The sequence below is a fragment of the Enterovirga sp. genome (assembly GCF_028290205.1).
Lineage (GTDB): Bacteria > Pseudomonadota > Alphaproteobacteria > Rhizobiales > Beijerinckiaceae > Enterovirga.
In genome coordinates, this window is record NZ_JAQGKF010000215.1 from 1 (window position 1) to 24849 (window position 24849).

A 24849-nucleotide genomic window follows, 5' to 3' on the forward strand; every position below is an offset into this window, starting at 1 on the left:
ACGGCTTCTCGCTGGTTCGCCGCATCGTGGAGCGGGCCGGGCTCGGCTGGACCGAGCCGGCGCCCTTTGAGCCCGCCCGCGAGCTCGGCGAGGCGCTGCTCGAACCGACCCGGATCTATGTGAAGCCGCTGCTGGCGGCACTGCGGGCGGGCGCCCGGATCAAGGCCCTGGCCCACATCACGGGCGGGGGCTTTCCGGACAACATTCCCCGCGTCCTGCCGGACGGCGTCGGCGTCGAACTCGACCTCGCCGCGATCCCGGTGCCGCCGGTCTTCGGCTGGCTGGCCCAGGCGGGCGGGGTCGCCGAACACGAGATGCTGCGCACCTTCAACTGCGGCATCGGCATGGTGGCGGCCGTGGCCCAGGCCGATGTCGCGGATGTGCTCGGCCGGCTCGCGGCCGCTGGCGAAGCCCCGGTTGTGGTCGGTCGCGTGATCGCCGCCGGGAGCGGCAGCAGGGTCGGCTATTCCGGCGCCCTCCGGCTCTGACGTGAGCGGCCTCCGGAAGCGCCGGGCCGCCGTCCTGATCTCGGGACGCGGCTCCAACATGCTGTCCCTGATCGAGGCCGCAGAGGCGCCCGACTACCCGGCCGAGATCGTGGCGGTGATCTCGAACCGCGCCGATGCCGCGGGGCTCTCCCGCGCGGCCGCGGCCGGCATCGCCACCGCCGCGCTGGACCACCGGGCCTTTCCCGATCGCCCGTCCTTCGACGCCGAGCTCGACCGGCTGCTGCGCGCCCACGGGGCGGAGATCGTGGTGCTGGCGGGCTTTCTCCGCATCCTCACGGACGGGTTCGTGCGGGCCTGGGAGGGCCGGATGATCAACATCCACCCGTCCCTGCTGCCGGCCTACAAGGGGCTGCACACGCATGAGCGGGCCCTGGCGGACGGCGCGACGCAGCACGGCTGCACCGTGCACCACGTCGTGGCCGAACTCGATTCCGGGCCGATCATCGCCCAGGCCGCCGTGCCGGTCCTGCCCGGCGACACGCCCGAGACGCTTGGCCGGCGGGTGCTGGCCGAAGAGCACCGCCTGTTTCCGGCCGCTCTGGCCGACCTGGCCCGGACCCTGCCGGGCGCGGAGCCCGCGTCATGACCGGCTTCTTCGACGGGTTCGCGCTTCGCAATGTGCCGGTGCGGGACGGCGCGCTGCGCCTGCGCATCGGTGGCTCGGGCCCGCCGCTGCTGCTGCTGCACGGCAACCCGCAGACCCATGCGATGTGGCACAAGACCGCCCCGGATCTGGCCCGGCGCTTCACCTGCATCTGCCCGGATCTGCGCGGCTATGGCGGCTCCTTCAAACCGGAAGCGACGCCCGACCACGGGCCCTATGCCAAGCGGGAGATGGCGCGCGACCTCGCCGAGCTGATGACGGCCCTCGGCCACGAGCGCTTCCAGGTGGTCAGCCACGACCGGGGCGCCCGCGTCGCCCACCGCCTCGCCCTCGACCATCCGGAGCGGGTAGAGCGGCTCGCCGTGCTCGACATCGTGCCGACGCTCGAGCATTTCGAGCGCGCCGACATGCGGTTCGGGCTCGGCTATTACCACTGGTTCTGGTTCGCCCAGCCGCACCCCTTTCCGGAAAACCTGATCTCGGCCGCACCGGAGCTGTGGTGGCACGCGCACACCTCCCGCGAGCCGAAGCCGCCCGGCTTCTTCGATCCCGAGGCGCTGGCCGACTACCTCACCTTTGCGCGCGACCCGGCCACCACCCGGGGCATGTGCGAGGATTACCGGGCCGCCGCGACCATCGACCTCGACCACGACCGGGAGAGCCGGCGCGACGGCCGCAAGGTGCAATGCCCGACGCTGGTGCTGTGGGGCCAGGGCGGCAAGATCGGCACCTGGTACGACGCGCTCGCGATCTGGCGCGGCTATGTGGCGGCCGAGGTGACGGGCGGGCCGGTGCCGTCCGGGCACTACCTGGCCGAAGAAGCGCCCAAGGCCGTGCTGTCCGCGCTGGACGGTTTCCTCCGCACAGCCTGAGCGCCCTCAGGCCGGCTGCAGCACCCGCATGCGGCCGGCGAGGTCGGGCTCGGCATAGCCGGCCGGCGGCTCGATCCGGGCGAGCGCGACCCGGTTGTCGTGGAAGGCGGCCCCCCCGAACGGGGCGACCTGGTCGGCGCCGGTGAGCGTGTTGATGCCGCGCCCGTCCGGATAGGCGGCGTTGGGCCAGATCGATTCGGCGATCAGAACGCCGCGTCGAACCCCCTCGAACAGCCGCGCCCGCAACAGCACAGCGCCGCGGTGGTTGTGCAGCCGCACCCAGTCGCCGCCCTCGATGCCGAGCGGCGCCGCATCGGCCGGGTGAACCAGCACCTCCGGCCGGCGCTCGCGCTCGAGCGATCCCGCCGTCTCGTTGAAGGAGCTGTTGAGAAACGAGCGGGCCGGGCTGGTGGCGAGCCGGAACGGGTGCTCCGGCGTCGCCTCCTCCGTGGCGGCCCAATGGTCCGGCAGGTCCGGAAGGTCCTGCCAGGGCCCGACGGGGCCGATATTGGCATTCGGCACATGCTGCCAGTCGACCCGGAAGTGGAAGCGGCGGTCGGGGTGGCCGAACCCGTCCAGGTAATGCGCCCGCTCGAAGGGCGGCTGCACGTCCTGCCAGGTCTCGTTCTCGAGCTCGGCGAGGCTGCCCCGCCGCGAGGCGCGCAGCATCTGGTCCACCAGTTCGCGGGGCGTCATGCGGAAGCCGCGATGCTCGGCGCCGAGCCGGGCCGCCAGGCTGCAGATCACGTCGTGGTTCGACCGGCACTCGCCCGGCGGGTCGACGAGCTTCGGCCCCCAGGAAATGTGCTGGTGGCCCCCGCCCGTGTAGAGGTCGTCATGCTCCATGAACATCGTGGCCGGCAGCACGATGTCGGCCATGGCGGCCGTCTCGGTCATGAACTGCTCATGCACGCAGGTGAACAGGTCCTCGCGGGCGAACCCGCGCTTCACCAGCTCCTGCTCGGGCGCGATGGAGACCGGATTGGTGTTCTGCACCAGGAGCGCGGTCACCGGCGGGCCGTGGCAGAGGCTGTCCGGATCGCCGGTCAGCACGCGGCCGATCTCCGTCTGCTGCAGCTTGCGCACGGAGCTGTCCTCCGCCTCCAGGCCCTCCACCAGGCCCTTGCGCAGCCCGAAGATGCCGGAATTTGAGTGGAAGGCGCCGCCGCCTTCGTGCCGCCAGGCGCCCGTGACCGCCGGGATGCACAGGGCGGCATGCATGTTGACGGCCCCGTTGCGGCTTCGCGAAAAGCCGTAGCCGAGCCGAAAGAAGCTGCGCGGCCGCGTGCCGACGAGCCGGGCGAAGCTCTCGATCTCGGCGGCCGGCACGCCGGTGATGGCCGACGCCCATTCCGGCGTGCGGCTCGCGAGGTGCCGCTCGAGATCGGCCGGGCAATCCGTGTACCGCTCCAGGTAGTCCCGGTCGGCGAGCCCCTCGCGAAACAGCACGTGCATGGTCGCGCAGGCCAGCGCCCCGTCCGTGCCGGGCCGCACCAGCAGGGCCAGATCGGCCTGTTTCATGGTCGGGTTGTCGTAGACGTCGACCACCACGATGCGGGCGCCGCGCTCTTTGCGGGCCCGGAGCGCGTGGGTCATCACGTTGACCTGGGTGTGGACGGGGTTCGTGCCCCAGATCACCACGCAGTCGCTCTTGCCCATCTCGCGCGGATCGGCGCCGGCGAGGCGGCCCGTGCCGGCGATGAACCCGGTCCAGGCCGGGGTGGTGCAGATGGTCGAGAACTGGCCCGAATAGCGCTTCACGTGCCGCAGCCGGTTGATGCCATCGCGCATCACATGGCCCATGGTGCCGGCGTAGTAATAGGGCCACACGGCCTCCGGGCCGTGCTGCCGCTCGGCCTCGAGGAACCTCTCGGCCGTGCGGTCCAGCGCCTCGTCCCACGAGATGCGGCGGAACTGGCGCGACCCCTTCGGTCCCGTCCGGACGAGCGGGTGGGTGAGGCGATCCGGGTGGTGGATGCGTTCGGCGTAGCGCGCGACCTTGGCGCAGATCACCCCGGCGGTGTAGCTGTGCCGCTCGGCGCCCCGCACGCGGCCGATGCTGCGGCCGTCCACAACCTCGATGTCGAGCCCGCAGCAGGACGGGCAGTCATGCGGGCAGGTGGAGGATCGGCGCTCGATCCGAGGCGCGAGATTCATGGCCGTCCTCGACGGGAAACCGACAGGACCTCTTAAGCCCTCACGCCCGGCCCCGAAAGGGCGGGGTCAGCCCTTGACCCGCACGGTCTCGCGCACGCGCCGCTCCCGCAGGATGCGACGGTGGCTCTTGTAGCCCCAGAAGGGCCCGCCGGTCGTGTAGGTGGTCACACCGAAGCCCTGGTAGCCGTCGACCATCCGGGTCGCCTGCTGCACGTCCGGATGGCGCGTGTAATAGGTTGTGGGCGCGCCGAAATAGCCGGAATAGCCGAAGAAGGGCGGGAAGCCGTCGGCCTTGGCACCCGAACCGGCGAGGAGGCCGAGGGTCAGGGCGGCGAGCCAGGCGGTGCGTCTCATGGCGAAGGATCTCGTGTTCGGGGCGACCCCGGACGTCACGGCATTATAGGCATTTCCGCCCGCTCTGCCGTGACAATCCTGCCGCATGGTTGCGGGAAGCGGGTCAGAACACCGCCTGCCCGATCGCAATGGCGATGATGACCACGATCACGGCCAGGGCGAGGAACAGACCGAACAGGATGCGGGCGATCCGCCCCGCGCCGGCGGCAATCCCGGTGAAGCCGAGGGCGCCCGCGATCAGCGAGACCACGAAGAAGATGACGGCCCATTTCAGCATCTGACATCCCCGCTGCGAAATGCCCGCATCAACTGCGTCGCGGCACGGCCGTTCCGTGCGGCGCTATTTCCCGATCGCGGCGAAGAACTCCCGGCGGGTGGCCGGATTGTCCCGGAAGGCGCCCAGCATCCGGCTGGTGATCATCACGGCCTCGCGGGCATCGACACCGCGCGTGGTCATGCAGGCATGCGTGGCCTCCACCATCACGGCGACGCCCCGCGGCTGCAGAACCTCCTGCAGGGTGTCGGCGATCTCGGCGGTGAGCCGTTCCTGCACCTGAAGCCGGCGGGCAAAAGCCTCCACCAGCCGGGCCAGTTTGGAAATGCCGACCACCCGCCGGCGCGGCAGGTATCCGACATGCACCTGCCCGACGATGGGCGCCATGTGGTGCTCGCAATGCGAGGAAAACGGGATCGCCTTGAGAACCACGATCTCGTCGTAGCCGCCGACCTCGGCGAAGGTCCGGCGCAGCACCGAGGTCGGGTCCGAGCCATAGCCGGAGAACCACTCCTCATAGGCGCGCGCCACGCGAGCCGGCGTTTCCTGCAGCCCCTCGCGGCCCGGGTCGTCACCGGCCCAGCGGATCAGGGTGCGGACGGCCTCCTCGGCTTCGGCCCGGCTGGGGCGGCCTGCGGCGGCCTCCGCCGTGGCCAGCACGTCTGTCTTCGGGCGCATCCAATCGGTCCTGCTGTGTCACCTGTGCGGGGAACTAGTCGAGGGGGCGCTTGGGGGCCAGACCCGGCCGGTCGCGGAAGGGGCGCTCCTCCATCAGGGCGAGCGCCGCCAGGGCCGCCGCGAAGGCGGTGGCCGCGATGGCCAGGACCATCCGGAACGAGTCCGCGCTGATCTGCCGGGGCGCCGCCGCCCCATGCAGGTCGACCGCCATGCCACCGAACGCGACGGCACCGAAGATCGCCACCACGACGGCGGCCGAGAGCTGCCGGAGGAAGTTCATGCTGGCCGTCGCCGTGCCGAGATGCTGCGGCGCGACCGCGTTCTGCACCGCGACCGTGGTCACGGGGAAGATGGTGCCGAGCCCGAACGCCGCGATGCCGAGCAGGATCTCGACGCTCCAGAGCGGGCCCCGCCCGGCCAGGTAGGCGAGCCCGGAGATGGCCAGGATGGCCACCGTGCAGCCGGCCAGCGGCACGCGCTTGTAATGCACCACTGAGGCCATGAGCCGCCCGGACAGAGTGGCGCCGAGCGGCACCCCGACCATCATCGGGATCAGCGCGAGCCCCGATTCCCGGGCGGAGAGCCCGAGCGCGCCCTCGAAGAACAGCGGCACCAGCACCGTGAGCCCGACATAGGTGCCCATGGTCAGCGCGCCGGCCGCGGTGCCGAGCGCCACCACGCGGTCGGCCAGCACGGCGACCGGAATCAGCGGCTCGCGCGCCGTCCCGAGTCGGAACCCGAAGCCGAGCCACAGCAGGGCCGACGCCGCGAACAGCCCGAGCACCGGCGCGGAGGCCCAGCCATAGGCGATGCCGCCCCAGCTCAGGGCCAGCATCAAGGTCGAGGTCGCGCCGATCATCAGGCCGGCCCCGAGAATGTCCAGCCGATGGCGGCGGTCGTGCCGGGGAAGCAGCTTCAGCCGGTTGTTGACGAGCAGGAAGGTCAACAGGCCGAGCGGCAGGTTGAGCCAGAAGATCCAGGTCCAGTGGAAGCTCTCGGACAGGAAGCCGCCGAGAACCGGGCCGAGCACGCTGGCCGAGGCGAACACGGTGCCTAAATAGCCCTGGTAGCGCCCGCGCTCGCGCGGGGTCACCAGGTCGCCGATGATGGTCTGAGCGATTGCGATCAGGCCGCCGCCGCCGAGACCCTGGACGGCCCTGGCCGCGGCCAGGAGCGGCAGAGACGGCGCCAGCGCACAGCCGATCGAGCCCAGGATGAAGATCGCGATGGCGCTCAACAGCGTAACCCGCCGGCCGTGCATGTCAGCAAACTTGCCGTAGAGCGGCGTCACGGCGGTGGCGGCCAGGAGATAGGCGGTCACGACCCAGGGCAGGTGCTCGGCATCGCCGAGCTCGCGCCCGATCGTCGGCAGCGCCGTCGCCACGATGGTGGCCTCCAGCGCCGACAGGAACATCGCCAGCATCAGGCCATAGAAAATGGACCGGATGTCGGCTTGGCTGAGGTCGGGACGCCTGAGCTCCGCGGGTGTCTCGGCATCCATGCGGTCAGGCCGCCCGCTCGCCGGTGGCGCGCGGGAACTCGGCTTCCATGCGGTCCACGATGCCGGCCACGCCGAACCGGATCGGATCGGTCGCCGGCAGGCCATGTTCGGCCGCCGCCTCGGCCAGATAGGCCTGCGCGTCCGCCTCCGCGAGCTGCTGGGTGTTGACCGCGATGCCGACGGGCCGGATGGCCGGGTTGGTGAGCCGGCCGCATCGCACCGTGAGGTCGATCACCTCGCCGATCGACGGCAGCGGATGGGCGACCCCCCGCATCGCGCGGCGGGTCGGCTCATGGCACACCACGAAGGCGTCGGGCTGGGCCCCGTGCAACAGGCCGAGCGTGACGCCCGCGAAGGAGGGGTGGAACAGCGACCCCTGCCCTTCCACGATGTCCCAATGGTCCGGCGCGGCCGCGGGCGCGATCCACTCCACGGCCCCGGAAATGAAATCGGCCACCACCGCATCAATCGCGACGCCGCGGCCGGAGATGAAGACGCCCGTCTGCCCAGTCGCGCGGAAATCGGCATCCAGCCCGCGCTCCCGCATGGTCCGCTCCAGTGCCAGGGCGGTGTATTTCTTGCCGACGGAACAATCGGTCCCGACCGTCAGCAGCCGGAGGCCGGGCCGCTTGGTGCCCTTGCCGGTGTCGAAGCGCTGGTCGGTGACCCGCACGTCGAAGAGCTGGCGGCCGTTGGCGAAGGCCGCGTGCTTGATGCGCTCGTCGGCGCCGAGGCGGATGTGCAGACCGCTCGCGACGTCCATGCCGGCCTCGAGCGCGGCCGTGATGGTGGCGATCCAGCTCTCGTTCAGCAGGCCGCCCGCATTGACGATGCCCACGATCATGGTTCGGCAGCCCTTGGCCGCCGCCTCCGCGACGGTCAGGTCCGGGATGCCGAGATCGGCCTGGCAGCCCGGCAACCGAAGCTGGCCGAGGCACCAGTCGCGGCGCCAATCGACGATGCCGGCGGCGGTCTTGGCCGCGAGCGCGTCCGGCACGTCGCCGAGGAACATCAGGTAGGGCGGATTGATCTGCATGGGGACGGCCCGGAGAAGAGGCCTCATCCTACGCGGGTTGTGGGCCCGCGGCACCCGGTTGTGCGCAGGGCTGCCCCTCGGCGCCGTGCACGGTCCGTTCCCGACTGTCGGGCCTAGCTGGGCTCGGCGGCCCGGGTCTCCGGGCCGGCCGGACCGTCCGCCGCCGGCACCTCGCCGGCACTGTCGTCGCGCAGAAGATGGTAGATCAGGATCGCCCCGAAGGTGGCGGTGCCGATGCCGCCGAGCGAAAACCCGCCCAGCCGGAGCGTGAGGTCGCCCGCCCCGAGCACCACGGCGATGCCGGCCGTGAGGAGGTTGCGGGCCCGGGAGAAGTCGACCCGGCCCTCCACCCAGATGCGGCCCGCCGCCGCCGTGATCAGCCCGAACACCACGATGGAGAGCCCGCCGATCACCGGCCCCGGGATGGTCAGGATCAGGGCGCCGAATTTCGGCGACAGCCCGAACAGGATGGCGATCACGCCGGCCGCGACGAAGAGCAGCGTCGAATAGATCCGGGTCACCGCCATCACGCCCATGTTTTCGGCATAGGTCGTGACGCCGGTGCCGCCGCCCGCGCCGGACAGCATGGTGGCGAGGCCGTCGCCGATGAAGGCCCGGCCGAGATAGGGATCGTAGTTGCGGCCCGTCATGGCCCCGATCGCTTTCACGTGGCCGAGGTTCTCGGCCACCAGCACCACGGCGACCGGCGCGATGAGCCACATGGCCGAGGGCTCGAAGACCGGCGCCTGGAAGCGCGGCAGCCCGAACCAGGCCGCGGCCGCAACCCCGGAAAAGTCGATCGGCTTCGCGAGGCCGAAGCCGTTCGCGACCAGCAGGTAGGCGAGGTACCCGGCCGCGCCGCCGAGCAGAATGGGCAGGCGCCGCCACCGGCCGGGCGCATAGACCGCCACCGCGCAGACCGACGCCACGGTCAGAAGGCCGATCCAGGTGTCGAGGCTCGAGCCCGAGATGCCCTTCACGGCGATGGGCGCGAGGTTCAGCCCGATCGCGGCCACGATGGTGCCGGTCACGACCGGGGGCATCAGCCGTTCGATCCAGCCCGAACCGGAGATGGCGACCACGATGCCGATCGCGGTGTACAGCGCGCCGGCCGCGATGATGCCGCCGAGGGCCACGCCGAGATTCGGGTTGGGTCCGGTTCCGGCATAGCCGGTGGCCGCGATCACCACCGCGATGAAGGCGAAGGAGGAGCCGAGATAGCTCGGCAGCCGCCCGCCCACCACCACGAAGAACAGCAGCGTGGCGATGCCCGAGAAGAAGATCGCGAGGTTCGGGTCGAACCCCATCAGGATGGGCGCGAGCGCGGTGGCGCCAAACATCGCGACCACGTGCTGCAGCCCGAGCACCAGCGTCTGCCCGAGCGGAAGCCGCTCGTCCGGCATGACCGGGCCGGGCCTCGTGACGAGGGTCCAGCGCGGCACGATCCCGGGTTCCAGACCTCGCATTCGCGCCCGCTCCTCTGGCATTCCGCACGTTCCGGCAGGTTCGATAGCGACCTGCGGGCGAGAAGGCGACAGGGCTCAGGCCGAGGCCAGCGCCGCCTGCAACTGGCCTTCGGCGCGGCGCGCAAAATCCCGGGACGGAAGCCCGGGCGGGATCGGATCGAGATAGGCGACCGTGATGGTGCCGGCTCGCTTGTAGGGCAGGCCGGCGCCCCAGAAATGGCCCGAATTGACGGCCACCGGCAGCACGGGCGCGTCGAGCTTCGAATAGAGGATCTCGATGCCGCGCTTGAACTCCACGGCGACGTCGGTGCCGCGCCGCTCCCCTTCGGGGAAGATCAGCACCGACCGCCCCGCGGCCAGCGCCGCCCGGCTCTCCTCGAGCATGACCCGGATGGCGTTGCTGCCGCGCTCCCGGTCGATCAGGATCATGGGCGAGTGCCGCAGGAACCAGCCGACAATCGGCACCGCCAGCAGCTCCTGCTTGGCCACGATGGCGACGTTGGGCACGAGCACCAGAAAGGCGATGGTCTCCCATTCCGACTGGTGGTTCGCGACGATGAGGCAGGGCTTGTCCGGACGCAGCTCCCGGCCGCGCTCGACATAGCGCAGCCCGACGATGTGCTGCAGGCCGAGGAGGATGCCGCGCGACCACACCCGCGTGGCCCAGCGCATCGGCCGGCCCGGCTTCCTGGCCAGCCACAGTACGAGCATGGCGGGTGCGAACAGCGCCGTCCAGACGACGAGATAGGCGTCAAAGAGTTTGGAGCGGATCAGTTGCAAACGTCGATTCCTTGTTCAGATCCGGTCCGCGAGAGGCGGCAGGCGGTGGTGATTGCGGGCCACCGAACAGGCCTCGTCCCCCGGAACGCAGATGCGGCAGACATCCGGCCGTAAGCCGTAGATGGAGCAGGCGGTCCTCTTCCCAACGGTCCCGATCAGGGCCGCGCATCGGTCGCCGTCGCAGCGCATTCCGCTCAGGTCGTCGGAGACCAACCCCGGGGGAATCAGATCGAGTTCGTCATCGCTCTCGGTCGAGAAGCGCGGCCAGGCTGCGGAGGTCGAGCAGCAGGCGCCGCATTCCTGGCAGGGGTTCACGATCGGGCCCGCTCAGCGGTTTGGTTTGTTGTCCGGCCCCGGAAGGTGCCGCGTATAGGTCCGCTCGCGCTCGTCACGAGCCCGCATCTGCTCCTCATACGCAGCCCTCGCCTCCGCGGAGATCGTCACGCGCTTGCCCTTGGGGGCGACCTGGCGCGGTTTTTTCGTGAACTGGTTTGTCGTCTCCGCCATCAACACATCCTCCTCGAAGAGGCGGACCATAGCCGGGATGGCGTGCCAAGGCGCGTCCCTGTCGCAGGCTGCGATGCCGTTTTTCCGCGCCGCGGTCGAGAGGAGCTCAGTTCGCCATCAGGACAGGCATCGTGGCGGCGGCCAGAACGTGAGCGGTGGCGCCGCCGAAGATCATCTGCCGAAGCCGGCTCTGGGTGTAGGCCCCCTTCACGAGGAGGTCGCCGCCGAGCGCCCGTGTTTCAGCCAGGATCGCCTCGCCGTTTGAGCGCTTGCCGAGCTTGGCGTGGACCGCCTCCGCGGCGATGTCGTTGCGGCGCAACGACAGCGCCAGTTGCTCGGCGCTGGGCCCCGGCACCGACCAGCCCTCGACGGACAGCACGATGATCCGTTTGGCGCCGCGCAGGAACGGGCCCGCGAAGGCGACCGTGCGGGCGGTCTCGGTCGAGCCGTTCCAGGCGATCACAACCGTGTCGCCGAGCCGCTGCGGCGGCTCCGGCGGGGCGATCAGGAGCGGCCGGCCCGATTCGAACAGGACCGCCTCCAGCGTCGCCATGGACGGAACCGCCTTGCCGGAGATTGGCCGGCCGAGGACGATCAGGTCGAAGAGCCGCCCGTGGCTCGCCAGGAAGGCGTCTCCGGCCGGCGCCTTCGGGTGCCAGCCATAGCCCGAGCCGACTGTGCCGGGCGCCGTCGGCGTGAGCCCGTGCGCCTCCACGAAGCGGGTGAAGATGGCGTGCGATTCGCGCCGCGCCTCCTCGTCGGCGCGCTCGTCGACCTGCCAGGCCAGGCCGCTCACCATGTCGATCGGAACGTAATCGGGCACCGCCGGCCGCAGGGCGAAGCTCTCCATGTAGCTGTCGAAACGGCGCTGAATCATGAGCGCGGTTTCCAGCACGGAGGGCATCACCTCGTGAGGTTCGGTCGGAACGAGAAGGTTCAGCATGTCGGCCTCCTTAGGAGTGGACGCCCCAACGCCGCACCGTGCGGCGCTCAATGACGCGGAAGACCAGGTTCTCGACGACAAGCCCGATCACGATCACCGTCAAGAGACCCGCGAACACGGCCGGAATGTCCAGCACGTTGCGGTTCTCGAAGATGAACCAGCCGAGCCCGCCCTGCCCCGACGAGACGCCGAAGACGAGCTCGGCCGCGATCAGGGTGCGCCAGGCGAAGGCCCAGCCGATCTTGAGCCCGGTCAGGATAGACGGGAACGCCGCCGGGACCAGGATGCGAAGCACATAGGGCAGCCCTCGCAGCCCGTAATTGCGGCCCACCATGCGGAGCGTCTGCGACACGCCGAGAAAGCCCGAATGGGTGTTGAGGGCGACCGCCCAGAGCACCGAATGGATCAGCACGAAGACGACGCTGCCCGAGCCGAGCCCGAACCAGATCAGGGCCAAGGGCAGGAGCGCGATGGCCGGCAGCGGGTTGAACATGGCCGTCAGCGTCTCGAGCAGATCCGTCCCGAGCCGGGTCGAGATGGCCAGCACGGTCAGGATCGCCGCGAGCGCGATGCCGATGCCGTATCCCGTGAACAGCACCCGCAAGGACGTCCAGGCCCGCAGCGGCAGGGTCCCGTCCCGCGTGCGCTCGACCATGGCGCTCAGGGTCTCGGACAGGGTCGGGAACAGAAGCGGGTTGTCGAGCTGGCGGGCATAGATCTCCCAGATCAGCCCGAGGGCGAGGAGGAGCACGGCCTTGCGCAGGGCGGCGCTCGCCCAGAGGCGCTCATGCAGCGGCAGCACGCGCTCCACCGCGCCTTCGCGGCCCACCGCCGCCAGGGTGGCCGCGTCGTGCACGATGATGCGGGGCTCACCCATGGGCTGCGGCCTTGTCCGGATCGGCCTCGGCCATCTCCTCGGAAAACAGGAGGTCGTGGATGCGCCGCTCCAGGCGAGCCGCGCCGCCTTCGCTCTGCCGGACGCTCTCGACCTCTTCGATCTCGGCCTTCACCTGCCCGGGATGGGGCGAGAGGAGGAGAATGCGGCTGCCGATGCGGATCGCCTCGGCGATGGAATGGGTGACGAACAGCACGGTGAACCGGGTGTCGTCCCAGAGCTGCAGCAATTCGTCCTGCATGCGCCGGCGCGTCAGCGCATCCAGCGCCGCGAAGGGCTCGTCCATCAGCAGGATGTCGGGCTCCATGGCCATGCCACGGGCAATGGCGACGCGCTGCTTCATGCCCCCCGACAGGGTGTGCGGGTAGCTGTCGATGGCCCGCGTCAGGTGGACCTTGTCGATGTAGTCGCGCGCCTTCTCGGCCGCCTCGGCGCGCGAGAGGCCGCGCGCGACACGGAGCGGGAAGACCACGTTCTCGAACACGGTTTTCCAGGGCAGGAGCTGGTCGAATTCCTGGAACACCATCATCCGGTCGGGGCCCGGGCCCGTGACCCGCCGTCCCTTGATCCGGATCTCCCCCTCGACCGGGGCCATGAAGCCGCCCACCGCCTTCAGCAGGGTCGACTTTCCGCAACCCGACGGCCCGAGCAGGACGTAGCGATCGCTGGTGCCGACCTGGAAGCTGACCCGGCGGGTCGCCGTCACCAGCGTCTGCGGCGTCTTGTAGGTCAGGGTGACGCCGTCGACCTCGAGCAGGGCCGTCACGACTCCAGGTCTCGATCGCGATAGGGCCGCGATCGGCCGCCAGGTGCCCCAAGGCCCGGCCGGTCCACGCTCACCATCATGCCTCCCGTCCCGTCTCGTCGCGGGCGGCGCATGGTGCCCGAGCTTGGCCGCGGACGAAAGGGCGGCCGCACCCTTCACGGGGCGGCAGCCGCGTTTGCGTGGTTAGCCCCCGATTAAGTGAATTGGTCGAAAATCACGGCATCTGAGTCGAGAGTGAGTTGCGTCATGCGTTCGAGTGCCGCCGTGTCCAGCAACGTGATCCGCTTTCCGGGGCCGCGGGCAGCCCCGCGTGACGGGCGCGATCAGCGCGGCCTGCTCGACACGGTCTATACGAGCGGTGCCCTGGTGGTGGCGGCCGACGACCGCGAGACGAAGTCGCTGGCCTCGCGGCTCCAGGTTTTCGGCTTCCTGAACATCGCCGAGATCACCCTGGACGGCTCGACCCGCAAGCTGCGGCCGTCCGAGGTGTCGGCGCTCTCGACCGAGCGCCCGTGGCGGCTGTCCCGGCCGAGCTTCGACGAATTGCCGCCGCTGGCCGGGTGAGGCTCAGGCCGAGTACAGCCCGGCATTCTCCTCGCGCAGAACCTTCTTCTGCACCTTGCCCATGGTGTTGCGGGGCAGGTCGTCGAGGAAGAGCACGCGCTTCGGCAGCTTGAAGCGGGCGAGCTTCGGCTCGAGCGCGGCGATCACGCCCGCCTCGTCGAGGGTCGCGCCCGCTTCCGACACCACGACAGCCGTGACGCCCTCACCGAGATCGGGATGGGGCACGCCGACCACGGCGCTCTCGACCACGCCGGGCAGCAGGTCGATCTCGGTCTCGACCTCCTTCGGGTAGACGTTGAAGCCGCCCGTGATGATCAGGTCCTTGCCGCGGCCCACGATGTGCACATAGCCGCGCTCGTCGACCTTGCCGAGATCGCCGGTGATGAAGAACCCGTCCGGCCGGATCTCGGCCGCGGTCTTCTCCGGCATGCGCCAATACCCCTTGAACACGTTGGGCCCGCGCACCTCGATCATGCCGACCTCGCCCGTCGCGATCTCGACCCCGCTCTCCGGGTCGGTGACGCGGATTTCGACGTCGGGCAGCGGCAGGCCCACCGTTCCGGCCACGCGGTCGCCCTCATAGGGGTTCGACGTGTTCATGCCGGTCTCGGTCATGCCGTAGCGCTCGAGAATGGCGTGGCCGGTCTTGGCCTCCCATTCCCGATGCGTCTCGGCAAGAAGCGGCGCCGAACCGGAGATGAAGACCCGCATATGCGCCGTCGCCTCACGGGACAGGCCGGGATGCTTGAGCAGGCGTGTGTAGAAGGTCGGCACGCCCATCAGCGCCGTGGCCCGCGGCAGCAGCCGCATGATCTCGTCGACGTTGAATTTCGGGCAGAACAGCATGGAGGCATCGGCCAGGAACGTCACGTTCGAGGCCACGAACAACCCGTGCGTGTGGTAGATCGGCAGGGCGTGCAGCAGGACGTCGTCGGCCGTGAAACGCCACGTGTCGATCAGCGCGAGCGCGTTCGAGACGAGGTTGCCGTGGGTCAGCATGGCCCCCTTGGACCGCCCCGTCGTGCCGGAGGTGTAGAGAATGGCGGCGAGATCGTCCTCGCCCACCACGGCGGTCGGGAAGGCGTGCGACTGCTCCCGAGCCAGGGCCGACAGCGACCCTTCCCCGCCCGCGTCGAGCGTTTCGACCGCGGCCTGGGCGGCGACCTCGGCCAGCGGGTCCCGCCGCGCCGGATCGCAGACCAGGAGCGCCGGCTCGGCGTCACCCAGGAAGTAGGCGACCTCCGCGGTGGTGTAGGCGGTGTTGAGCGGCAGGAACACGGCGCCGGCCCGCAGGCAGGCAAGATAGAGCAGCAGCGCCGGCACCGACTTCTCGACCTGCACGGCGACGCGGTCGCCCGGTCCCACGCCGCGGGCCATCAGCGCGTTGGCGTAGCGGCCGGCGCCCAGGATCAGATCGTCGTAGGTGACGACCTGGCCGTCGCTCGTCTCGATGGCGGTCTTGGATGTGTCCGCGATGGCGTCCGACAGATGCTGAAAGAGGTTGGCGTTCACGATGCACTCACGAGTTCGGGCGGCGGTGCGATGTCGGCGCGAATGAGACGCCGGATCGCGGACGAGGCGACCACCTCGCCTTTCTCCGCATAGCTCTCGTGATTACGCTCGATCTCGTCGAGGTCGTAGCAGTAATTCACCATGAGGCCATGCGATTGGCGCATCCCCTTGGCGGAGACGTCACCGAGGACGTTCAGCGCCTCGAGCCGGGCGCCGTTGCCGAGATGGAACCGGGCCACCGGGTCGAGCGGGCGCCCCGTCGGCGTCTTGGCCTTCAGAAAATAAGTGGCGGCGACGGGCAGGATGGCGCGGCGCAGCGTTTCACGGCGCGCCGGATCAATGTGCCAGCCCGCCTGATCGAGCCCCTGCAGGGTGGCTCGCGCCTCGTCGTTGAAGAAGCGGGAATGCGGCAGCGCCAGCTCGCCGGCGAGCCAGGCCGCGAAGCCCGGCACGGGTGACAGGGTCGCGAAGGTGCGCAGGTTCGGCAGCTCGCGGCGGAGTTCGTCCGCCACTTGCTTGATCAGGAAATGGCCGAAGGAGACGCCGGCCAGCCCGCCCTGCGTGTTGGAGATTGAGTAGAAGATCGCCGTGGTGGCGTCGCGGGCGGCGATCGGCCGCCGGGTCGGATCAAGCAACGTCGCGATCGCCCCAGACATGCCGGAGGTCAGCGCCACCTCGACGAAGATCAGCGGCTCGTCGACGAGCTGGGGGTGGAAGAACGCGTAGCAGCGGCGGTCCGCTGGCTGCAGACGCGAGCGCAGATCGTCCCAGCTCTCGATGGCGTGCACCGCCTCGTAGCGGATGATCTTTTCCAGAATGTTGGCCGGCGTGGTCCAGTCGATCGGCCGGAGCACCAGGAAGCCGCGGTTGAACCAGGACGAGAACAGGTGGACGAAGTCACGGTCCACCTCCACGAGGTCCGGCCGCGAGCCGAGATGCGACAGCAGCTCGGCCCGCATGCGGACAAGCGCTGCGGTTCCGCCCGGGGCGAGGTTCAGCCGGCGGATGAGTTCCTGCCGGCGCGGCTCCGCCGCCTCCTGCAAGGCGGAGACGGCGCGGCCGCTCGGATCGCGGCGGTACTCCGCAACGGCCTTGTCCACGAGGTCCCGGTCCGGCCCGAACCGGTCGGCGAGGGCCGTCAGAAAGCCGAGCCGGGCGGCAAGCGGCGCGCCCGCATAGCTGTCCAGCAGGGTGCGGGCCAGCGCCACGCCCGAGGCCTCGCCGCGGCGCGACAGCAGGGCCTCGCCGAGTTCCGGCAGGTCGCCGGACCGGGCGAGGTCGCGCGAGCGCCCCATCAACGACCGGCCCCGGTCGCCCAGCGTCTGCATGAGATCGTTCAGGAAGGACGTCGCCATGGCGGCAGACTAGCGCGTGCGCGCGAGCCGGGGAACAGCTCCGGGGGAGCGGCGTTCGCCTCTCGCAATGGCCAAGCTCGCGGCATATCGCGCGAAACGCGACTTCAAGGCGACGCCCGAGCCGGAGGGCGGAGAGGCCGCAGCGGGATCGTCCGCCTTCGTCGTGCAGAAGCACGCGGCGAGCCGGCTCCACTACGATCTTCGCCTCGAACTCGACGGCGTCATGAAGAGCTGGGCCGTCGCCAAGGGCCCGAGCCTGGTGCCGGGCGAGAAGCGCCTCGCGGTCCATGTCGAGGACCACCCGGTCGAATACAACAGCTTCGAGGGCACCATCCCGAAGGGCCAGTATGGCGGCGGCACGGTGCTGCTCTGGGACCGGGGCCGCTGGGTGCCGGAGGAGGACCCGCATCGCGGCTACCGCAAGGGGCACCTCAATTTCCGCCTGGAGGGCGAGAAGCTGGGCGGCGCCTGGCACCTTGTCCGCATGCGGCAGCGGCCGAACGAGAAGCAGGAGGCCTGGCTCCTGATCAAGTCGGACGACGAGGCGGCCAGGACCCCCGACCAGCCCGACATCCTGAAGGAGATGCCGCTCTCCGTGGTGAGCGGCCGCGACCTCGACACCATCGCGGCCGATCAGGGCAGCGCCGTCTGGGATTCCCAGTCCGGCTTGGTCCAGCCGAAGGCCACGGCCGCCGAGCCCGCAGCCGAGCCCTCGACCGCGCCCGCCCCGAAGCGGGCCCGCAAGGCCGGGGCCGCAAAGGCCGCCTCGCCGGCGAAACCGCGCCGGAGCCGCGCCAAGGTGGCCGAGACAACCGGAGAGCCGGACGCCCCGGACCCGAACGGCCGGCCGACGCCCGATGTCGCGGCCCTGGCGGAGGGAGGCCGCAAGGCGGCCATGCCGGAGAGCATCGAGCCGTGCCTCGCGACCCTAGTTCAGGACGTGCCGAAGGGCGCCGGCTGGATCCACGAGATCAAGTGGGATGGCTACCGGCTCCTCGCCTTCAAGACGCCGCGCGGTGTGAAGCTCGCCACCCGGCGCGGCCATGACTGGACGGCGCGCTTTCCGTCCATCGCCGCGGCGGTCGCGAAGCTGCCGGTCGAGACCGCGATCCTGGACGGCGAGGCCGTGATCGCGGACGAGAACGGGGTGGGCAGCTTCTCCGCGCTGCAGAACGCGCTCTCCGACGAGCACGGCGGAATCGCCACCGCTGCCGTGCTGTACGGGTTCGATCTCCTCTATCTCGACGGCTCCGACCTGCGCGAGCTGCCGCTGGAGGACCGCAAGGCGCGCCTCTCTGGCCTGGTGCCCGCCGGGGGCACCGGCTTTCTGCGCCTGGGCGAGCATATCGAGGCCGACGGGGACGCCATGGTCCGGAGCGCCTGCCGGCTCGGCCTGGAAGGCGTCATCTCGAAGCGCCGGGACCGGCCCTACCGGTCGGGCCGCGGCGAGGACTGGGTCAAGATCAAGTGCACCGAGCGCCAGGAATTCGCCATCCTGGGCCATGTGCCCTCGAGCGCGACGCCGCGGGCGGTCGGCTCGCTCGTTCTCGGCTACCGCGACAGCGGCACCTGGCGGCTCGCCGGGCGCTCGGGCACCGGCTACACGGCCGCGGTGGCCCGCGACCTGTGGCGCAAGCTGCAGCCCCTGAAGGCGCCCGGCCCCCCTGCCCTGGCCGCGAAGCCGACCGCGGACGAGCGCCGCGGCGTGGTCTGGGCCGAGCCGCAGCTCGTGGCCGAGATCGAGTTCCGGGGCTGGACCGCCGACGACCGCCTGCGCCACGCGGCCTACAAGGGCTTGCGCGAGGACAAGGCCGCGACGGAGATCGTGCGCGAGCGCCCAGCCGGAGAGCCGGCGACTCCGACGGCGTCCGCGCCGGCCGCAATCCGCAAACCCCGGCACGGCGCCGGCGAGGTCGCCGGCGTGCCCCTCACCCATCCCGACCGTGTGCTGTGGCCGGATGTCGGCCTCACCAAACAGGGGCTCGCCGAGTTCTACGAGGAGATCGCCGACTGGGTGCTGCCGCATGTGGCGAACCGGCCGCTGTCACTGGTGCGCTGCCCCGGCGGGGCCGAGAGCGGCTGCTTTTTCCAGAAGCATTCCTGGGCAGGGCTGAGCGACCACATCTTGCGCGAAACCGTGCGGGACGAGGGCGGCGAGGAAGAGGTGCTCTACGTCCGCGACATCCAGGGCATGGTGGCGCTGGTTCAGGCGGGCGTGCTGGAAATCCATCCCTGGGGGGCCGGCATCGCCGATGTGGACCGCCCGGACCGCGTCACCATCGACCTCGATCCCGGCGAGGGCGTCGCCTTCGCCGACGTGGTCACGGCGGCGCAGGAAATTCGCGAGCGGCTCGCAGCGGCGGGTCTCGAGAGCTTCTGCAAGACCACCGGCGGCAAGGGCCTGCACGTGCTGTTCCCGCTGTCCGGGCGAGACAGCTGGCCCGAGGTCAAGGCCTACGCCAAGGCTCTCGCCGACAGCATGGCGGGCGACAGCCCCAACCGCTTCATCGCCAAAGCGACCAAGAGCGCCCGGCGCGGCCTCATCTATGTCGATTACCTGCGCAACGGCCGGGGCGCGACGGCGATCGCGGCCTATTCCACCCGCGCCCGGCCGGGGGCGCCCGTCTCGGTGCCGGTCGGCTGGGAGGAGGTGTCGCCATCCCTGAAGCCGAACGGTTTCACGGTCGCGAACCTCTCCGCGCGGTTGCGTGCCCTCCGGGCCGACCCTTGGGGAGCGCTTCCAGAGGTGAAGCAGAGCCTCCCCCGCCCCGCGCCCGGACGGCGGCGCAACTCTGCGTCCCATAAATGACCCGTGGCAGCATTGTCGGCCGGTTCAGGAACCGGCCACGCACGGTCGAGTTGGGGCTCGGCCGGCGCAAGGCTGTCTTGCCGAGGCGAACCGGTTTCGGGCCTCACCCGCGGCCGGGCGGCCTCTCCGGCCGGTGGGGAACCAGGCCACATGCTTCAGCCATCACAACATGCGAGCCTGACGGTCCGTCGGGTCGGAACACCAGCCGACGGCGTCGTGGAACAGCTCCTCACGCGCCGGGCGGGCACGGCCGAGCGGCCGCTCCTTCTGTGCTTCTCGCATCTGCGCTGGGACTTCGTGTGGCAGCGCCCGCAGCACCTGCTGGTGCGAGCCGCGCGGCGCCACGACGTGGCCATCATGGAAGAGCCGATCTACGCAGACGGCGTCGAGCCCCATCTCGACGTGTCGGAGCGGCCGGGCGGCATTCGGATCCTGCTGCCCGTGCTGCCCTGGGGCATCCGCCCGGAGGATGAGACCGCGGCGCAGCGCCGCCTGCTGGACCGCTTCCTGGCGGCTGAAAAGGCCGGGCCGGCCGTGCTCTGGTACTACACGCCCCTCGCGATGGAATTCTCCGCCCACGTCACCGCCGACGTGGTCGTCTATGACAACATGGACGAGCTCTCGGCCTTCCGGGGCGCCTCGCCGCGCCTGCTGGACTGCGAGGACGCGCTGTTTCGCCGGGCCGACCTCGTCTTCACCGGCGGCTACAGCCTCTGGGAGGCGAAACGCGACCGCCATCCCCGCGTCACGGCGCTCCCGTCCAGCATCGACGCGCACCATTTCGCCGCCGCCCGGCTGCGGCATGGCGACGGCCTGGCCGACCAGGCGCATATCGGCCGGCCCCGCCTCGGCTTCTTCGGCGTGATCGACGAGCGCATGGACCTCGATCTCGTCCGTGAGGTCGCGGCCCGCCGGCCGGACTGGAACCTCGTGATGCTGGGCCCGGTGGCGAAGATCGACCCCGCCACCCTGCCGCAGGCCGCCAACATCCACTGGATCGGTGCGCGCTCCTATGCGGAGTTGCCGGCTTACCTCGCGAGCTGGGACGTCGGCATCATGCCCTTCGCGCTGAACGAATCAACGCGGTTCATCAGCCCGACCAAGACGCCCGAATACCTGGCGGCCGGCGTGCCGGTCGTCTCGACCCGCATCAAGGATGTGGTCCGGCCCTACGGCGACGAGGGCCTGGTCGCGATCGCCGACACTCCGGACGAGCTGGTGGCCATGGCGGCCGCGGCCATGGCGCGCCCGCGCGAACCGTGGCTCGCAGCGGTGGACCTGCATCTCGCGAACGGCTCCTGGGACAGCACCTGGGAGGTGGTCCAGCGCAGCCTCGACGAGGTCCGGGCGGCGCGGCCGCTCCAGGCGGCCGGCTCCGTCGGCCGCGCGCTCTCGGCCTGAGACCATGTACGACTGGCTGATCGTCGGAGCGGGCTTCGCCGGAAGCGTGCTGGCGGAAAGGCTCGCCACGATGCGGGGCGACCGCGTGCTGGTGGTCGACCGACGGCCGCATATCGGCGGCAACGCCTATGACCATTGCGACGCCGCCGGCATCCTCGTCCACCGCTATGGGCCGCACATCTTCCACACCAACTCCCAGGCCGTCTTCGACTACCTCTCGCGCTTCACGGAATGGCGGCCCTACGAGCACCGGGTGCTGGCAGAGGTGGACGGGCGGCGGCTGCCGATCCCGATCAACCTCGACACGGTGAACGGCCTGTACGGCCTGGATCTCGACTCCGCCGGGCTGGAAGCCTGGTTTGCGGAGCGGGCGGAGCCGGTGGACGAGATCCGCACCTCGGAAGACGTGGTCGTGTCCAAGGTCGGGCGCGAACTGTACGAGAAGTTCTTCCGCTTCTACACCCGCAAGCAATGGGGAATGGACCCCTCGGAGCTCGACCGCTCCGTCACGTCCCGCGTGCCGACCCGGACGGACCGTGACGACCGCTACTTCACCGACGCGTTCCAGTTCATGCCGCGCGACGGCTACACGCGCATGTTCGAGAAGATGCTGGCCAACCCGCGCATCGAGATCCGGCTCGGCGTCGATTATGAGGAGATCCGCCGCTCGGTCCCGCATCGGCGCACCATCTATACGGGACCGATCGACGAATTCTTCGGGCACCGCTTCGGCCGCCTGCCCTATCGCTCCCTGCGCTTCCAGCACGAGACGCTGGATACGGCGTGGCACCAGCCCGTCGGGGTCGTGAACTATCCCCAAACGGAGGAGTACACCCGGGTCACGGAATACAAGCACCTGACAGGCCAGACCCACCCCAAGACCAGCATCACCTACGAATACCCGACCGACGAGGGCGACCCCTACTATCCCGTCCCGCGGCCCGAGAACCAGCTTCTGTTCAAGCGTTACGAGCGCCTGGCGCTCGCGACTCCGAATGTGTGGTTCGTCGGCCGCCTCGCCACCTACCGCTACTACAACATGGACCAGGTGGTCGGGCAGGCCTTGGCGACCTTCCGCCGGATCACGGAGACGCTGCCGACCAGTCGGGAGGCCGGCCCTCTGCCGCCGCACGGAGCGGCGGCCGCGCCACCGTGAGCGGGTCCGCCCCCCGGCCGTCCAACACGGGAACGGCTTTGCGGCCTCTCGAGATCTGGGGCGGACTGGAATGCACCGTGGTGCGGATCGGGGACCGCTTTCGCGACCAGCTTGTCGAGACCGGGCACCGGGAGCGGCCCGGCGATCTCGACCTGGTTGCAGCACTCGGAATCCGCACCCTCCGCTACCCGATCGTGTGGGAGACGGTGGCGCCCGAGAGGCCGGACCGCTGCGACTTCGCCTGGCACGATGGCCGCCTCCGGCGCATGCGCGAGCTCGGCATCGCCCCCATCGCCGGGCTGGTCCATCACGGCTCCGGGCCGCGCCACACGAACCTGCTCGACCCCGACTTTCCGGTCCACCTCGCCCGATACGCCGAATGCGTGGCGCGCCAATACCCCTGGATCACCCGCTGGACGCCGGTCAATGAGCCGCTCACCACGGCGCGGTTCAGTTGCCTCTACGGCCACTGGTATCCGCATCGGCGCAGCGAACAGGACTGCCTCCGGGCGCTGGTCATTCAGTGCCGGGCGACGCTGCTGGCAATGCGGGCCATCCGCCGGATCGTTCCCGATGCCCAACTCGTCCAGACGGAGGATCTCGGGCGGGTCTTCTCCACGCCGGCCCTCGCCTATCAGGCCGAGCACGACAACAGCCGCCGCTGGCTGACCTTCGATCTCCTGTGCGGCCGTGTCGACCGGGAACATCCCTGGCGAGGCGGGCTGGAACAGGCCGGCGTTCCGGCCGCCGCGCTCGACGAACTCGCCGACGGGGAGGCGAGGCCGGCCATCCTGGGCATCAACCACTACCTGACCAGCGACCGCTTTCTGGACGAGCGCACCGAGCGCTACCCGGCCCATTTCGCCGGCGGCAACGCCGTCCAGGCCTATGCCGATGTGGAAGCCGTCCGGGTGCCGGGGCTGGCCGGCGCGCTCGGCTTCGCAGCCCGGCTGCGGGAAACCTGGGACCGCTACCGCGCCCCGATGGCGGTCACCGAGGTCCATCACGGTTGCACGCGCGACGAGCAACTTCGCTGGCTGGCCGACAGCCACCGGCAGGCGGAGGAGGTCCGACGTGAAGGGGCAGATCTCCGCGCGCTGACCCCCTGGTCCCTGTTCGGGACGGTCGATTGGAACTCGCTGCTCACCCGGCAGGTCGGGATCTACGAGCCCGGAGCTTTCGATATCCGCGGGCCCACGCCGAGGCCCACGGCGCTGGCCGCCGCCGTCCGAGATCTCGCCGCCGCGGGGCGGTTCGAGCACCCCGTGCTGGACGTGCCGGGCTGGTGGCGCCGCGCCGAGCGCGGCTACGATCCCGCCGTGCCGCTGGACACCGATCCGCCGGGCGGCCCCGGCGGGCGGCCCCGCACCCTTCTGGTCTGCGGCGGGCACGGCCCGACACGTCGCGCCCTTCTGCGGATCGCGGCCGTTCGGGGCCTTGCCGTGACGGACACGGTGGACGGGACGCGCGGGCTGCGCCAGCAAGGCATCTGGGCCGCGATGGTGCTGCCCAGCGGGAACGACCTGACGGACGCGGAGCCGCGTCTGGCTCCGCCGGTGGCAGCGCTGGCCGCCGAGGGGCTGCCCGCCGCCGTGATCCTGTCCGGCCCGGGCCCGAGCCGCCTCGGTTCCTTAGATGGCATGCGGGCGCTCCGTCCAAACCTCCTCGAGATCCGGACCGGAGAGGTGTTCGGGCCGTGGGAACCGTCCGGGCTGGGCGACCTCCTGGCCGCCCTGGCGCAAGGGGAGCGTCCGCAAGGGGAGCGCAGGCTTCTCGCCCTGACCTACCTGCCGGATCTCGCCCACGTCGCGCTGGACCTGCTGATCGACGGAGGCCGCGGCCCGCATGTCCTGGCCAATGGCCGCCTGCGGCAAAGCGAACTGGTGGAGATGCTGCGGGAGCGGACGGGCCTCGGCGCGCCGAAAGCCGCCAGACTGCGAGCCGCCGGGAGCCGCCGCACCGACGATCCGAGCCGCCTGATGCCGCCCCTCGCGAGCGCGCTCGACCGATTCCTCGGCGAGTGCCGCTTCGACTGGCGGCAGCGGCCGCACGCCTATGGCGTGGCGGCGGAGTGACGCGAGGGGCCGGGCCGGAACATCGCGCGTAGGGCAGCGTTCACCCCGCGACCCCCTCACGTCCCCACCCCATTGGAGCCATCGTCATGGCCAAGATCGTCGCCGACCAGAGAGCCCGTCAGGGCGGAATGGGACGCCCCGTCCTCTATGTTCTGATCGCCAGCCTGGTTCTGCTTGGCGTCTACATGGTGAGCCTGCTCGGCTGGAGCGGAGCCACCTCGCCTACGAGCCCGCAGCAATCGTCCTCGCAGCAATCCACCAGCCCGGGGGCGTCCTCCTCGGCCACCTCCGGCACGCCGGCCGCCAATCCGGCTTATCCGGCGCCGGCAGCGCCTGCGACGGGGGCTGCCGGCACCGCGCCTGCGCCGCGCTGAGCCGAAAGCCGGCCTCCGCCGCAGACGTGCCGCTTTTCGCGGCCACTGAACTGGTCTGATATCGGGCGCCGGCAGCGGCGCCCGATTCGTTTCCGGACCAGCGACAGGTTCCCGCATGGCGCGTGCCGCCCTTCAGACCCTGGCCAGACGGGGCATCCTCGGCCTTCTCCTTCTCACCCTCGGGTGCGTGCCCGCGCTGGCTCAGACGCCGGCACGTCCTCAGGCTCCGGCTCCCGCGGCGCCGGCCGTCCCCGCCGCGCC

The 24849-nt window shown here is 70.6% G+C and carries 24 protein-coding genes; 9 read left to right on the forward strand and 15 right to left on the reverse strand.

The annotated features are described in order from the left end of the window. The 3 genes from JWR86_RS14880 to JWR86_RS14890 all read left to right on the forward strand — a co-directional run. Window positions 1-488 (forward strand): AIR synthase-related protein (locus JWR86_RS14880; RefSeq protein WP_299567004.1); only part of this gene is annotated, 488 nt, incomplete at its 5' end. Between the two features lies 1 nt (window position 489). Then, window positions 490-1095, forward strand: a complete 606-nt coding sequence (purN, locus tag JWR86_RS14885) for a phosphoribosylglycinamide formyltransferase (RefSeq protein ID WP_299567007.1) — start codon at window positions 490-492, stop codon at window positions 1093-1095. Continuing rightward, window positions 1092-1985, forward strand: a complete 894-nt coding sequence (locus tag JWR86_RS14890) for an alpha/beta hydrolase (protein WP_299567009.1) — start codon at window positions 1092-1094, stop codon at window positions 1983-1985. Before purN ends, JWR86_RS14890 begins: the two co-directional genes overlap by 4 nt. A gap of 6 nt (window positions 1986-1991) precedes the next feature. Here JWR86_RS14890 and JWR86_RS14895 read toward each other — a convergent pair whose 3' ends face one another. The 13 genes from JWR86_RS14895 to JWR86_RS14955 form a co-directional block, all read right to left on the reverse strand. Next, a complete protein-coding gene (locus JWR86_RS14895) occupies window positions 1992-4142 on the reverse strand; it encodes a molybdopterin oxidoreductase family protein (RefSeq protein WP_299567011.1) in 2151 nt (716 codons plus the stop codon). A 66-nt stretch (window positions 4143-4208) separates the two neighbouring features. Beyond that, entirely contained in the window at window positions 4209-4496 is a 288-nt protein-coding gene (locus JWR86_RS14900) for a hypothetical protein (protein ID WP_299567013.1), read from the reverse strand. Between the two features lie 103 nt (window positions 4497-4599). After that, window positions 4600-4773, reverse strand: a complete 174-nt coding sequence (locus JWR86_RS14905) for a DUF1328 domain-containing protein (RefSeq protein WP_299567015.1) — start codon at window positions 4771-4773, stop codon at window positions 4600-4602. Window positions 4774-4836: 63 nt separating this feature from the next. Further along, window positions 4837-5448 (reverse strand): GTP cyclohydrolase I FolE, encoded by a 612-nt coding sequence (gene folE, locus JWR86_RS14910; protein WP_299567017.1) that lies wholly within the window; start codon window positions 5446-5448, stop codon window positions 4837-4839. A gap of 34 nt (window positions 5449-5482) precedes the next feature. Next, a complete protein-coding gene (locus JWR86_RS14915) occupies window positions 5483-6949 on the reverse strand; it encodes an MDR family MFS transporter (protein WP_299567019.1) in 1467 nt (488 codons plus the stop codon). Window positions 6950-6953: 4 nt separating this feature from the next. Next, window positions 6954-7985: an N-acetyltransferase DgcN gene (gene dgcN, locus JWR86_RS14920; RefSeq protein ID WP_299567043.1), complete on the reverse strand. Its 1032-nt coding sequence runs from the start codon at window positions 7983-7985 to the stop codon at window positions 6954-6956. Between the two features lie 113 nt (window positions 7986-8098). After that, entirely contained in the window at window positions 8099-9451 is a 1353-nt protein-coding gene (locus JWR86_RS14925) for a solute carrier family 23 protein (protein ID WP_299567021.1), read from the reverse strand. A 75-nt stretch (window positions 9452-9526) separates the two neighbouring features. Further along, entirely contained in the window at window positions 9527-10231 is a 705-nt protein-coding gene (locus JWR86_RS14930; protein WP_299567023.1) for a lysophospholipid acyltransferase family protein, read from the reverse strand. A 15-nt stretch (window positions 10232-10246) separates the two neighbouring features. Next, complete coding sequence (locus JWR86_RS14935) at window positions 10247-10549, reverse strand: YkgJ family cysteine cluster protein (RefSeq protein WP_299567044.1); 303 nt, start codon at window positions 10547-10549, stop codon at window positions 10247-10249. A 9-nt stretch (window positions 10550-10558) separates the two neighbouring features. Then, window positions 10559-10738: a hypothetical protein gene (locus JWR86_RS14940; protein ID WP_299567025.1), complete on the reverse strand. Its 180-nt coding sequence runs from the start codon at window positions 10736-10738 to the stop codon at window positions 10559-10561. Between the two features lie 106 nt (window positions 10739-10844). Beyond that, window positions 10845-11681, reverse strand: a complete 837-nt coding sequence (locus JWR86_RS14945; RefSeq protein ID WP_299567027.1) for a universal stress protein — start codon at window positions 11679-11681, stop codon at window positions 10845-10847. Between the two features lie 10 nt (window positions 11682-11691). Further along, the gene (locus JWR86_RS14950) at window positions 11692-12558 is read right to left on the reverse strand and encodes an ABC transporter permease (protein WP_299567029.1); all 867 of its coding nucleotides are present in this window, start codon (window positions 12556-12558) and stop codon (window positions 11692-11694) included. Then, window positions 12551-13342 carry an ABC transporter ATP-binding protein gene (locus JWR86_RS14955; protein WP_299567031.1) on the reverse strand — a complete coding sequence of 264 codons (792 nt, stop codon included), beginning with the start codon at window positions 13340-13342 and terminating at the stop codon, window positions 12551-12553. The genes JWR86_RS14950 and JWR86_RS14955 overlap by 8 nt, the downstream gene beginning before the upstream one ends. A 246-nt stretch (window positions 13343-13588) precedes the next feature. Here JWR86_RS14955 and JWR86_RS14960 point away from each other — a divergent pair, with 246 nt between their 5' ends. Continuing rightward, the gene (locus JWR86_RS14960; RefSeq protein ID WP_299567033.1) at window positions 13589-13906 is read left to right on the forward strand and encodes a hypothetical protein; all 318 of its coding nucleotides are present in this window, start codon (window positions 13589-13591) and stop codon (window positions 13904-13906) included. Between the two features lie 3 nt (window positions 13907-13909). Here the strand turns inward: JWR86_RS14960 and JWR86_RS14965 are convergent, their stop codons facing one another. Further along, complete coding sequence (locus tag JWR86_RS14965; RefSeq protein WP_299567035.1) at window positions 13910-15418, reverse strand: malonyl-CoA synthase; 1509 nt, start codon at window positions 15416-15418, stop codon at window positions 13910-13912. Then, window positions 15415-16773: a malonyl-CoA decarboxylase gene (locus tag JWR86_RS14970; RefSeq protein ID WP_299567037.1), complete on the reverse strand. Its 1359-nt coding sequence runs from the start codon at window positions 16771-16773 to the stop codon at window positions 15415-15417. Before JWR86_RS14970 ends, JWR86_RS14965 begins: the two co-directional genes overlap by 4 nt. A gap of 67 nt (window positions 16774-16840) precedes the next feature. Between JWR86_RS14970 and ligD the strand changes: the two genes are divergently transcribed. The 5 genes from ligD to JWR86_RS14995 all read left to right on the forward strand — a co-directional run bounded on the left by ligD (window position 16841) and on the right by JWR86_RS14995 (window position 24588). Next, on the forward strand, window positions 16841-19582 hold the full coding sequence (gene ligD, locus JWR86_RS14975) for a DNA ligase D (RefSeq protein WP_299567038.1): 2742 nt from the start codon (window positions 16841-16843) through the stop codon (window positions 19580-19582). A 216-nt stretch (window positions 19583-19798) separates the two neighbouring features. Next, a complete protein-coding gene (locus tag JWR86_RS14980) occupies window positions 19799-20983 on the forward strand; it encodes a glycosyltransferase (protein WP_299567039.1) in 1185 nt (394 codons plus the stop codon). 4 nt (window positions 20984-20987) lie between these two features. Continuing rightward, complete coding sequence (gene glf, locus JWR86_RS14985; protein WP_299567040.1) at window positions 20988-22139, forward strand: UDP-galactopyranose mutase; 1152 nt, start codon at window positions 20988-20990, stop codon at window positions 22137-22139. 38 nt (window positions 22140-22177) lie between these two features. Then, a complete protein-coding gene (locus tag JWR86_RS14990) occupies window positions 22178-24214 on the forward strand; it encodes a family 1 glycosylhydrolase (RefSeq protein ID WP_299567041.1) in 2037 nt (678 codons plus the stop codon). Between the two features lie 86 nt (window positions 24215-24300). Beyond that, window positions 24301-24588: a hypothetical protein gene (locus JWR86_RS14995; protein ID WP_299567042.1), complete on the forward strand. Its 288-nt coding sequence runs from the start codon at window positions 24301-24303 to the stop codon at window positions 24586-24588. The last annotated feature ends 261 nt before the right edge of the window (window positions 24589-24849 follow it).